This is a genomic window from Brevibacillus formosus, from assembly GCF_003013405.1.
Taxonomy (GTDB): domain Bacteria; phylum Bacillota; class Bacilli; order Brevibacillales; family Brevibacillaceae; genus Brevibacillus; species Brevibacillus formosus.
In genome coordinates this window covers 17,667-29,184 of the sequence record NZ_PXZL01000047.1, presented here as the reverse complement: position 1 = coordinate 29,184, position 11,518 = coordinate 17,667, and the positions used below count along the sequence as shown (strand labels likewise).

General features: G+C 46.5%; 10 protein-coding genes. 6 read left to right on the top strand and 4 right to left on the bottom strand.

The window, feature by feature from the left end:
* Positions 1 to 44 precede the first annotated feature (44 nt).
* From C7R91_RS28790 to C7R91_RS28775, 4 genes are all read right to left on the bottom strand, one after another.
* Entirely contained in the window at positions 45 to 854 is an 810-nt protein-coding gene (locus C7R91_RS28790) for an IS3 family transposase (RefSeq protein ID WP_258183176.1), read from the bottom strand.
* A complete protein-coding gene (locus C7R91_RS29875) occupies positions 797 to 1,195 on the bottom strand; it encodes a helix-turn-helix domain-containing protein (RefSeq protein ID WP_242071918.1) in 399 nt (132 codons plus the stop codon). Before C7R91_RS29875 ends, C7R91_RS28790 begins: the two co-directional genes overlap by 58 nt.
* A gap of 115 nt (positions 1,196 to 1,310) precedes the next feature.
* Positions 1,311 to 3,011 carry a DUF4179 domain-containing protein gene (locus tag C7R91_RS28780; protein ID WP_047072249.1) on the bottom strand — a complete coding sequence of 567 codons (1,701 nt, stop codon included), beginning with the start codon at positions 3,009 to 3,011 and terminating at the stop codon, positions 1,311 to 1,313.
* Entirely contained in the window at positions 3,008 to 3,565 is a 558-nt protein-coding gene (locus C7R91_RS28775; RefSeq protein WP_047072248.1) for an RNA polymerase sigma factor, read from the bottom strand. The genes C7R91_RS28780 and C7R91_RS28775 overlap by 4 nt, the downstream gene beginning before the upstream one ends.
* Before the next feature lie 497 nt (positions 3,566 to 4,062).
* Between C7R91_RS28775 and C7R91_RS28770 the strand changes: the two genes are divergently transcribed.
* The 6 genes from C7R91_RS28770 (at position 4,063) to C7R91_RS28745 (ending at position 11,478) form a co-directional block, all read left to right on the top strand.
* Positions 4,063 to 5,217, top strand: coding sequence for a HesA/MoeB/ThiF family protein (locus C7R91_RS28770; RefSeq protein WP_047072246.1), 1,155 nt, complete (start codon positions 4,063 to 4,065; stop codon positions 5,215 to 5,217).
* 36 nt (positions 5,218 to 5,253) lie between these two features.
* Positions 5,254 to 6,492: a membrane protein gene (locus C7R91_RS28765; RefSeq protein WP_047072243.1), complete on the top strand. Its 1,239-nt coding sequence runs from the start codon at positions 5,254 to 5,256 to the stop codon at positions 6,490 to 6,492.
* Between the two features lie 79 nt (positions 6,493 to 6,571).
* Positions 6,572 to 7,057: a tetratricopeptide repeat protein gene (locus C7R91_RS28760; protein WP_047072241.1), complete on the top strand. Its 486-nt coding sequence runs from the start codon at positions 6,572 to 6,574 to the stop codon at positions 7,055 to 7,057.
* Between the two features lie 69 nt (positions 7,058 to 7,126).
* Positions 7,127 to 8,731 (top strand): response regulator transcription factor, encoded by a 1,605-nt coding sequence (locus C7R91_RS28755; RefSeq protein WP_047072240.1) that lies wholly within the window; start codon positions 7,127 to 7,129, stop codon positions 8,729 to 8,731.
* Positions 8,732 to 8,734: 3 nt separating this feature from the next.
* Positions 8,735 to 10,498, top strand: coding sequence for a cache domain-containing sensor histidine kinase (locus tag C7R91_RS28750; RefSeq protein WP_047072239.1), 1,764 nt, complete (start codon positions 8,735 to 8,737; stop codon positions 10,496 to 10,498).
* Complete coding sequence (locus C7R91_RS28745) at positions 10,495 to 11,478, top strand: substrate-binding domain-containing protein (RefSeq protein WP_047072238.1); 984 nt, start codon at positions 10,495 to 10,497, stop codon at positions 11,476 to 11,478. Before C7R91_RS28750 ends, C7R91_RS28745 begins: the two co-directional genes overlap by 4 nt.
* Positions 11,479 to 11,518: the final 40 nt, after the last annotated feature.

The window sequence follows — 11,518 nt, the reverse complement described above, 5'->3', positions numbered from 1 at the left end:
TGGTCAAGGCCCCGTTTAGTGGACAGTAAGAAAAACCCGGGCCGTTAGGCCACTAGCTGGCGTCTGAATTCAACAGGCGTCAGCTTTTTTAATTTTCTCTGCGGGCGATTTTCGTTGTAGAAGTCAATGTACTCCTCAATTCGCCTTTGTGCCTCATCGATACTTCGGATATCATAAGGATAGAGCCCTTCCGTTTTAAGATGCGAGAAGAAGCTCTCCATCGAGGCATTGTCATAACAGTTGCCTCTTCTAGACATGCTGATTTGGGCGCCAACCTTTGGCAGCATGTCGTGGTAAGCGTAGGACGTGTATTGGAATCCTTGATCGCTGTGAACGATCAGTCCAGTCACGTCTTTCGTCTTTTCAAAAGCTTTCTCAAAGGTCCGTAGGACCAATTGATTGTCGTTGCGAACATCCATGTGATAGGCCACGATTTCGTTATTAAACAAATCTTTAATAGCAGACAGGTAGAGCCAAGTATCCGCAACACGATACTGTGTGACGTCCGTTACCCACTTTTGATTGGGCACATCTGCTTTGAAATTACGCTGTAGAATATTTTGGGCAACTCGCCCCCCAACCGATGAAGCAAGGTGATAACGATACTTGCGACGTATTCGAGAACGGAGCCCCATTTCTTGCATGAGACGTAGTACCTTCTTATGATTGACCCACACCCCATAATCTTGCAGGAGAAATAGTTGGATTTGTCTATACCCATATTTACAGTGGTACTTCTTATACACAGCCTGGACTAAATCTTTCATAGACTGGTCCCGATCTATTCCTTGGCGTTTTAAGTATGCGTAGTATCCACTTCTTGAGACGCCAAACAGCTTACAGAGCTCACTGATGGTGTATTCTCCTGCTGCTTTCTTGATTGCGGCATACTTATGGACTGCACCTCCCGCATCCAGATTTCCAAGCACTTTTTTAGCATCTTATTCTCCCGCTTTAACTTTTCGATATATCTGTTTGTATCTATGTATTCTTCGCGACGGCCACGTTGATCTAGAAGACCAAACTCTCCGAGTTTCCTATACTTCCGCATCCAGACCTTTAGTCGGTCCTCATCATGAATTTTCAATTCTTCCATGATCACCCGTTTGGAAACACCCTTTAATCTCATCTGAATTGCTTGCAACTTAAGTTCTTCACTATAATGCTTAAACTTCTGCCCTTTCTTTGCTGGCATAAAAATACACCCCCTAAAGTTTTCATCGGTAAACCGTAGGGTTTTTTCCAATGTCTACTTTAAGGGGTGCACTTCAAACTTATATGATTGGGCGAGGTGGTTTTTTATGTCTACTTTAGTTTTTCAAGGGAAGGGTTACGCTCCAGTCGACATCTTTGTTTTCTTTCAATTGCTCTTTAATGGAAATCGTCAGTTCTTTCGGGATAGCTTTCAGATCTTTCACCAAATTGAGTGGACCGCTCAAGACAATATTGCCTTTTGCATCTCTTGTTAGTGAGCCTTTGAAATAGCCGGTGTATTTATTGCCATTTTCATCAACTGCTGCAAATTTATCTACGTCCGCAACACCTGGTGCCAAGGTTGCATCCAGTTGCATCGTTGCACTCATTCTCTTCTCGTTCCGAATCGTTTCTTCTTTTACAGTAAAATTCGAGAAGGTAAACACGTTTCCATCATGCTCTGTTGTGACAGGCTTGTTTTTCATCGCATCAATGGACAGCTTTTGCTCAAAGTCTGCGGAAGTGGTTTGATAGGTCGCTGCGACTCTAAAGGTCAGGTCTTTATCCGTTGGCAAGGAGTGAAATGTGAGAAAGTTAACCTTTTTGCCTGTTGGTGTGTCATCGACAACACGGACAAAGTAGTTTCTGGCTACATTTTTGTAATATGGCTGTGGATATCTCTCCTTGTTCCCTCTATTCATTTCGCTCCATTTGGCAAGCACCGCTCCTGTATCATCCACAATTTCATAGGTAAGACCCTGAGAGGTATACTCTGCCAAGGTGTTCTCGATGACGAATTCAATCTGGCCTGGTGTCACCATGACTTGCTTTAGATCAATCAATTCGCCATTTGGAGCAGTGTATTGTTTATGGATGGGAACAATTTTTGTGTCTTTTTTCGCTTTGGAAATGTCAATTGGAAAGGTAACATTCCATTTTCCGTCAATGCCTTCGACGTCCTTGATCACAAGATCGATGTACAATTCATCTGGAATCTCGCTCGTATCACTAAAAAAGGTTTGGATGGGGCGACTGAGCATAATGAGCTCACTCTGTCCTTTTACTTGCGTCAAATCATTATGCCCGATTTGAAATTCCTCATCGTAGTTTGTATACGTTTTGCCATCCTTATCTGTTATTTTCAATTCATAGGATGTACCTTCGTCCTGCAAAACACGAGAGAACAGATCCTCAATTGGTTTTCCATTCTGATCCTTGATGGTAAAAAGAATTCGGACATCCCTTGAGTCCGCCATGACTTCTTTTACTTCAAGGGTCATTCCATTATCGACAGCTTTCAGATCAACTTTTTTGTTATAGCCTTCTTGAAGTCCACGTTGGATGAGGAGGTTTGTGGAGGCTAGTGTATCAAAAAGGCTGCTCTCTTGCGTCTGCTTCAGCTGAGGTTTGATGGTTGATGCATACAAGCCATGTACATACGTTGCAAAAGAAGGGGAGGTGAGTGTTCCGAAATAGACAACTGCTGCTATTCCTGCTACAGCGATCGTTGCTTTTTTCACGATATCCAGACTCCTTTTTTTCCAATTGGTTTTTCTTTGCAATTTTTGTCTCTCTGATCGTTTCAGAATGTGTATAGGGTAAGGGGGAAGGTTCGCCATGATGTCATGAATGACTGCTTCGGACGGTTCGTCTGTCGCCAGTGATTCTTCTGGATCTTCCAGCGCATCCAGCTCCTGCTTCAACCTACGTTGGCAATGACGGCAATCTTCCAAATGGGCTGCTATGACCTCGGCTTCCTCTGGTTCAAGAAGATCGTATAGATACAAAGCAATTTGTCCTTTATCTAAGCATTTCATAGATGAAAGTCCCCCCCTTGCCCTGCATGCCCGATTGCTTCCCTGAGCTTGTCTTTTCCCCGAGCCAGGCGCGTCCGCACAGTACTCGAAGGAATCGACAGTCGATGACTGATTTCCTCACAACTCAATGATTCGAAGTAGCGCATTTCGAGGACGATCCGATACTTTTCTTCGACGGACATCATCCTTTGACGCAACAAGCGCTGCCCCTCTTTATTCAGAAAGGCAACCTCCGGCGTGTGGCTATCCACTGGCTCTATCTCTTCGCTCGAGCTGAGAGCAAGCTTGCGTTTACGTTTACGCAGCTCGTCCAGACAGTGGTTGGCCGCTATCCGGTACAACCATGCAGAAAAATCGTAGTTTGTCTTATATTCTGGTAAATGGTAATACGTCTTGATGAAAATTTCCTGCACGATATCTTGTGCATCCGGTGTATGTCCCAGCATCTTGCGAAGAATGGAACTTACTTTTCCGTGGTATCTGGCAATGATCTCGGAGTAGGAGTCTTTGTTTCCTTGCAAGACCCGCCCGATGATCACTCGATCTTCCTCCATTTGTGCTCCCCCTAGGCAAAAAAGGCTCGCTGCGCAGCTTTTCCTTTTTTGATCAAACAAAAGTAATCTTGGTGAAATTTCCCATTACATTTAGTACTACGAATCCCAAAAGAAAAGCGTCCCAAAATCAGGGGAATTTTCCAAAAAGGCTATTAAATATTTCCGGCAAAGAAGGATTTGTAATATTTTGGGTAGAAAATGGAAGGAAAATCCTATTGCATACGAAATAAATAGTCGAATATTACCAAAATATATAAATTTTTGCTGATATTTGTAGATTTCTGTAAATTCATGAAATATAATGAACTTGTCTTAATTTTCAATCATAGAGAGGAGGAACTATCCATGAAAATCCAAGCGAAAAAAGTTGAAAGCGTTCGCACTACTGCAGTAGCAGCTTAATTCTCTTAAGAAGAGGGGGAATAGCACACGAGCTATTCCCTTTTTTCATCTAAAATGAGCCGGGTTAGCGAACCTACTATTGGGAGGTGTTTTGTATGGAACGTCGTCCTTTATTTAAACCAGTGCATCCCGTTTATGAAGTGACAGAGCAGATGATCCGCTTGGGAGAGGCTCCTGGCTATACCTTCGAATTGGAAGACGAGAATGGGTCCATCCGCAAGATGATCAAACTGATGGATGGCACTCGTACTGTCGGTGAAATACATACATTATTGGCTGTGGAATACCCTGAAATTACGTATGAAGAAATAGTGGAAGCAGTGGAATCACTGAGTGGATTGGGCTTCCTGATGGATCAGGCAAAAGAAGAGGCTTCCGTTCTGACTTCGGAACAAAAGGAAAGATATAAAGCAAATATCCGCTACTTCTCCTTGTTTACCGATCTCAATCAAAGTCCAAGTGAGCTACAGGAACTGCTAAGCAGAAAAAAAGTGACGATCCTGGGAATGGGTGCCTTTGGCTCTACGCTACTGGTCAATCTGGTAGGAGCGGGAATCCAGCATATCAAGCTCGTGGATTTTGATAGAGTAGAGCTCAGCAATTTGAACAGGCAAATGGTCTTTAACGAAAGGGATATTGGTCGCTTGAAGGTAGAAGCGGCACGTGATTTCATCGGAAGGCTTCATTCTGAGGTATTGATTGAAACGGAGACGATGCAAATCACGTCCAGCGAAGACGTGGAGCGGGTTATTGCCGGAAGTGACCTCGTGATGCTCGCAGCCGATCAGCCCTTTTTCTTTTTGCAGAGATGGGTAAATCATGCCTGCACCAAGCTGCAAATCCCGTTTATTGCTGGGGGATTCAACCTCATCGAAGGACAATTCTTCATGGTAGAGCCGGGCAAGACAGGCTGTATCGACTGCATGCATTTGCATCGTTCTACACAGATCGAGGACTATCCGCAGTTGATTCAAAGGCTGCTCGATACCAACTTTATTTTGCCTACCGCCACCATTGCACCCAACACCATGATGATTACGGGAATGATGGCTTCCGATGCAATCAGGTATTTGACAGGAATTGCTCCGGTACAATCAGCGGGCAAATTTATCATTTTCGATTTCAACACCTTGGAAAAGAGCGTGTTTTTTGAGTGGGAGCGAAAGGAAGCCGAATGCCCGACTTGTGGAAAAGGCAGCGGAACGGAGCCGATTTTTCATATCAAGAGAAATGAAGTGCTCGCAAAGTAAGGAATCGTTCCTGTAAGAGAGGAAGGTGTCTGTCAATTGAATATCTCGGGAGATAGCATTTTCAAGATGCATCCGCTTGCGCGTCGGGCGGAAAACGAGGAAGAGATCCTCATTGGACGAACGGATATCAGCAATTTCATTGTGCTTCCGGCCATTGGTGTCGAGATCATCGATATGCTGGATGAAGGAAAGAGCATCAATGAAGTCGCGACGATCATGGAAGAGCGGTTGGGCGAACCGGTAGATGTGCTTGACTTTGCGCAAGATCTTATTGCTTCCTATCAATTTGTGTACATGGTGGATGGGGAAGTTGTCAACGAGCCAGTACCGGTAGTAGATCATTTCTCTTGGATCAAGCAGGGGACGGGGCAGTTCTTCTTTAACCGTGTTGCCTTTGGATTATACGGTATCTTATTTTTTACGGGTCTTTTCATTTGTTTGTTTACGGGCAAGTATATCCCGGTCTATTCCGATATTTTTGTTTCTTCTTCCGTGACGGTTTCGGTTGTGGTTTCTTTCGTGGCCACTTGGGTTTTTCTGTTTTTCCATGAGATGGCCCACTTAATGGCGGCCAGATCATTGGGAATCGGCAGTCGTATCGGTCTGGGGCATCGACTTGTTTTTGCCGTAGCAGAGACGAATATGTCCAATATTGTTCTCGTTGAGCCACAGCGCAGATACAGGGCGTTTTTGGCGGGAATGGCCTGGGATGCGATGTTTATGGGAATCGGTGTGATTTTGTTGTTTGCCAATGATCAAGGCTGGCTGACGCTTGTGCCCTTCATGGAAGCATTCATTCGTATGCTGAATGTAATTCTGCTCATGGCTTTAGCCTTTCAGTTCATGGTTTTCATGCAGACCGACTTGTATTACGTGTTGGCAACCAAGTTCCAATGCTCCAATTTGATGGTAAATACACGCCTGTTTTTGAAAGCGAAATTCCGTTCCTTGACGCAGGAAGAGCAGGAGGAATGGGAGTACGTAGCCGACCATGAGAAAAGGGTCATCCGCTGGTATAGCTGGGTTTACTTGATTGGATCGGTGTGGGGCATCTGGTTCTTTGTCCAGTATCAGCTGCGCATGGCGGTTGATTTCATTTGGATCATCGCCGACGACATGAAAAACGCTTCGCTTCACTCGTGGGAGTTTTGGGACGGCATCCTGTTAATTCTGTTGGTTCTGGTTCCGTTTCTCATTTTGGGCTGGTCGTGGATGAGAGCCTATCGACAACGGAGAAGCGAAAGAGAGCGGACAAAATCCTTGCAGGGCACATAACGAATTTGTGTCTTCACCTTGCCAAGCTGCCCTGTTACGCTAGGGGGAAGAGAGATACCCAGGCAAAGGAAGTGCTCACATGAACCCGATGATCCAAACTATCATGCATCTGCGAAAAGAAGGGCATCTGGACGAAGCGATCCAGCTTGCCCTTCAGCTCGTCAGCCAATCTCCGACTGATCCTGTCGCCCATTACCAATGTGCTTGGTGCCACGACGCAGCAGGGTTGGAGAAGGAAGCCGTTCCCTTTTACGAAAAAGCGATTGAGCTCGGACTGTCTGTCGAAGACGACCTGCAAGGGGCATTACTCGGTCTGGGTAGTACGTATCGCACGCTGGGACAATACGAGCAGGCAGCAGCTACGCTCGAAAAGGGGATGCAGCAGTTCCCCTGTGACCGTTCCTTTCCGATTTTTCTTTCCATGGCGTATTACAATCTCGGGAAGCATCACGAAGCCATGAATCTCCTCCTGAAAAACCTCGCAGAAACCTCAAGCGATCCTACGATTTTGGCCTATAAAAAAGCCATTCTGTTCTACGCAGAAGATCTGAATAAGACATGGTAGCGCCATACCATTCTATTTGCAGGAAAATAATCGCCTCCCGTTGTACAAGTACAACAGCGGGAGGTGTCTATGTATAAGCTAATATTGGTAGATGACGAAGAAGATGTAAGAGAAGGGGTTAGCCAAGAAATTGACTGGCATAGCCGCGGATACGAGGTGGTTGCCAAAGCAGAAAACGGCAGGGAGGCATTGGAGCTGGTAGAGAGACTGCGACCGGACGTTGTCGTAACCGACATCAAGATGCCCTTTATGAACGGACTTCAGCTGGCGGAGTCTATCGGGCGTGATTACCCTGCCATTCGCATCATTATCTTGACTGGGTTTGATGAGTTCGAATACGCGCAAAAGGCGGTGAAGCTGCAAATTGACGAATATGTGCTCAAGCCGTTTTCTGCGATTGAGCTGATGGAAGCGCTGGACAAGGTCAAGCGACGGATGGACGAAGAGGCTGCCCATCGGGAAAACGTTCAGCTGCTGCGCGATAGCTATCGAAAAAGCTTGCCGGTTTTACGGGAGGTTTTTTTATCATCTTTGCTGAGTCGTCAACTCGTACAGCACGATGTTTTTGCAAAAGCCTGGGAATACGGGATAGAGCTCAGGAGTCCCGAATACCTCGTGGCTGTTATCTGTATAGACCAGCCCAAACAGGAGGAGCAGCAGTTGTTTCTTTTCGCTGTGAAAAATATCGCAGAAGAGCAGCTGAACGCAGGCAAACAGGCGGGTATTGTTTTTCTCCATGAAGATCAGGTCGTGCTGCTCATGCAAACAAAAGCAGACGACACGCAGAGAATCGACGTGCGAACACAAAATATTGCAGAAGAAATTAGGCGAACGATTGAAAAATATATGAGCATCACGGTAACAATCGGAATCGGCAACGTCGTGACAGATATTGCAGCACTCCCTTATTCGTATGAGGACGCTATGCAGGCACTCGATTACAAAAGCATCCTCGGCTGCAACAGGATGATTGTGATCAATGACGTGGAAAAGCAAACGAGTGAGCAGATACGCCTCGATGAGAGAAGGGAGCATGAATTGGTTCGGTGCATCAAAATAGGGACGAGTGCGGAGCTTCGGAACGTGATTGATGAATTGTTTGATCAGGTGGCGGGTGTGCCCGTATCCATTGAGGATTACCGAATGTATTTGTTGGAGATTATGACGACCATTTTGAAGACTGCCCATCGTGCCGAAGTTGACATGGATCGACTGTTTGGCGGGCAACGTTATCTGTTGCAGGTCATGACGACTTTTACCGGTATGGAGGATGCCCGAGAACAGATCACAGATATTTGTGAGCGCCTCATGGCGAGTATCGCAAGCGGACGGCAAACAACGTACAGGCGCTTGATCACACAGGCATTGGACTACACCCACGCGCATTATCATTCTCCCGACATATCCATCCACAAGGTGTGCGAGCATCTGCACATCAGCCTCGGTTATTTTAGCGGTATTTTCAAGAAAGAGACGAAAACCACCTTTGTGTCCTATCTCCTGTCATTGCGCATGGAAAAGGCCAAGGAGCTTTTGCGGACGACCGATTTGAAGTCCTTTGAAATCGCGGAGAAAGTAGGATATACCGATCCTAATTACTTTAGCTTCAGCTTTCGCAAGTATACAGGGATGTCCCCTAAAGAGTACAGAAGTCAGAGCGAGCAGGAAGGTTAATCCATGAAAAGATTGCTCGCGGTGATCAAGGTAAAAGGCATTCAATTTATCATTACCACTTCCTTTACACTCGTGACGGTACTCGTCATGCTGTTTGTCGGGGTGATGCTGTACGGAAAATTTGCGCAGACGGCAGAACAAAACGCCTATCTGCACACGCAGCAAATTCTGGAGCAGGTGAAATACAATCTGGACAGCTATTTGAACGGGATGACGCAAATTTTTGAACTCGTCGATGACAAGATCAGAAGAAGCAAGGGACTCACGTCAGACAAGCTGAGCGAACAGCTTGAGACAATCTTAGAAACGAGAAAGGACATCGTCTCCATCGCGGTTTTTACACGAGACGGAACTCTATTGGCCACAACTCCTTCCAAAGTGCTGAGGAACAACACTCGTTTGACCGAACAGAGCTGGTTCCAAAAGGCGATCGAGGACCCGACGAACCTGTCCTTTTCGCTCCCGCATATCCAGAACTTGTTTAAAGGGGAGTACACCTGGGTCGTTTCGATGAGTCGAGAAATTCTTCTCCACGGACCTGACGAAGAAATTCCGGCTGTACTTTTAGTCGATGTGAATTTCAAGGAGATCGATGAGTTGTGCCAAAGAGTGGGCTTGGGAAAAAAGGGGTACGTCTACATCATCGATTTGGTTGGAAACATCGTCTACCATCCGCAGCAGCAGTTGATTTACGCCGGATTGAAAAATGAAAACCGTTCCTTGCCGCTGAAGCATTCTTACGGCAGCTATGTAGAAGAGACACAGGACGAAGCGCGTTTGATCACCATCAAGACGATCGACCAGCTAGGCTGGAAAATCATTGGGGTTTCCTACATGGACGAGATCGTGACGACCAAAAAAGAAATCAGCCGCTTCATTTTTTGGCTGCTCATCTTTGTGATTGTTATCGTGTTGTTCGTGCTGCACTATCTCTCTGCAAAAATATCACGACCGATCAAGCTGCTGGAGCGATCCATGGAAAAGGTGGAGCAGGGAGACTTTTCAGAGAGTGAACCGATCCGGGGAAGCCATGAGGTCGAACAGCTCTCCTTGCGTTTTCATCTGATGGTCGCGAAGGTCAGGGAATTGATGCACCAAATCATTCGTGAGCAGGAAGCCAAACGAAAAAGCGAGCTGGAGGTGCTGCAGGCACAGATCAATCCGCATTTTCTGTACAACACGCTTAACTCTGTGGTCAGAATGGTCGGCAACGGAAAAAACGAGGATGTCATCACCACGATCACTTCGTTGTCAAAGCTGTTTCGAATTAGCCTAAGCAGAGGCAAGAACATTATCACGGTGCGCGAAGAGCTGGAGCATGTGCGGCATTATCTCATTATTCAAAAAATGAGGTACAAGCAAAAGTTTGAATACGAGATCGTGGTCGAAAATGAGGATGAGGTGCTCAACTGTCTGACGCTGAAGTTACTGCTCCAGCCGATTGTGGAAAACGCTATCTATCACGGGATTGAGCATTTGGCTGATCCGGGATGGATTCGTATATTTGCTGCACTCATCGACGGTAAGGTGTTACTTCAGGTAAGCGACAATGGCTTGGGCATGTCCCCAGATGTTCTTGCACAAGTAAAGGCTGGCTTTTACAAAAGCGAAGAAGGTTCGGGCGTTGGAATTCAAAACGTGCAAGAGCGGATCCGCTTGACCTTCGGCGAACAGTACGGCTTGGAAATCGCGAGCGAACAGGAAGAGGGCACCATTGTGCGTGTATGGATTCCGCGGCAGGTTGCAGAGGAGCGAGATCGTTTATGACAGCAGCGGGGAAACGTTTTAGCGTATATGGACTGGTCGCTTTGGTAGCGGTGACGCTTTTTTACTCGTGTAGTGCTTCACTAACGAATGTGGAAGTAGACAAGAAAAAGACAGTGGCGCTGATCGTTCGTATGAAGCACGGTGATTATTGGCGAACGGTCAAGCTCGGGGCGGAGATGGCTGCCAAGGAATATGAGCGAAACCTGAATTTTTACGCGCCGGACTATGAGGAAGATGCCCAAAGGCAAATGGAGCTGGTTCATCAGGCTATCGCAGATGGCTCCGAGACAATCGTGGTGGCACCTAGTGACGAGCAAGTTTTGCGTGAAGCCATCAAGCTGACAAGGGAGCGGGCTATCCCGATCCTTGTGCTCGACACCGACGGAAAAGATTCAGCCGTCAAAAGCTATATTGGGACGGATAACTACGATATGGGCAAGAAGGCATTCGAAAAAATGGTGTACCTGATCGGAAAAAAGGGACAAATCGCATTACTCGGCACAAATCGGGTAAAGGAAAATGCCAAACGAAGAGAACAGGGCGTCCTCGATTTGCTCCCACGGGAAATGCAGGTTGAACTGGTTGCCAACGAAAATGTTCCCTCAGATAAAAAGCAGATCGGTGAGTGGACGCGCGAACTGATCCGCAAGCATCCGCAGTTGAAAGGAGTGATTGCACTCGATGCCACTACAGCGATTGGTGTGGCCGAGGAAATGGAAAACAGTGGACTGCGGGACAACGTCAAAATCGTCGCAATCGACAGTCCGCTGGAAGTGCTGGAGTATTTGCAGGAAGGAATCATTTCCGCTACGATCATCCAAAAGCCGCTATCGATGGGATATCTCGGCGTCAAGTACGCAGTCGAAGCGAGCGATGGCGAAGCAGTACCCAGTCTGGTCGACACCGGAACAAAAGTAATCGATCGGGAGAATATGTTCTGGTCGGAGAATCAAAAGCTCCTCTTCCCCTTCGTTAAATAGGCCAACGAAAAATATATGAGAATTTTGATAGAAATGCGCA

Bases quoted from the DNA above. Each gene is read 5' to 3' on its own strand.
- C7R91_RS28745 (WP_047072238.1), top strand. From the start codon at position 10,495: ATGACAGCAGCGGGGAAACGTTTTAGCGTATATGGACTGGTCGCTTTG.
- C7R91_RS29875 (WP_242071918.1), bottom strand. From the start codon at position 1,195: ATGCCAGCAAAGAAAGGGCAGAAGTTTAAGCATTATAGTGAAGAACTT.
- C7R91_RS28755 (WP_047072240.1), top strand. From the start codon at position 7,127: ATGTATAAGCTAATATTGGTAGATGACGAAGAAGATGTAAGAGAAGGG.
- C7R91_RS28760 (WP_047072241.1), top strand. From the start codon at position 6,572: ATGAACCCGATGATCCAAACTATCATGCATCTGCGAAAAGAAGGGCAT.
- C7R91_RS28780 (WP_047072249.1), bottom strand. From the start codon at position 3,011: ATGAAATGCTTAGATAAAGGACAAATTGCTTTGTATCTATACGATCTT.
- C7R91_RS28750 (WP_047072239.1), top strand. From the start codon at position 8,735: ATGAAAAGATTGCTCGCGGTGATCAAGGTAAAAGGCATTCAATTTATC.
- C7R91_RS28770 (WP_047072246.1), top strand. From the start codon at position 4,063: ATGGAACGTCGTCCTTTATTTAAACCAGTGCATCCCGTTTATGAAGTG.
- C7R91_RS28775 (WP_047072248.1), bottom strand. From the start codon at position 3,565: ATGGAGGAAGATCGAGTGATCATCGGGCGGGTCTTGCAAGGAAACAAA.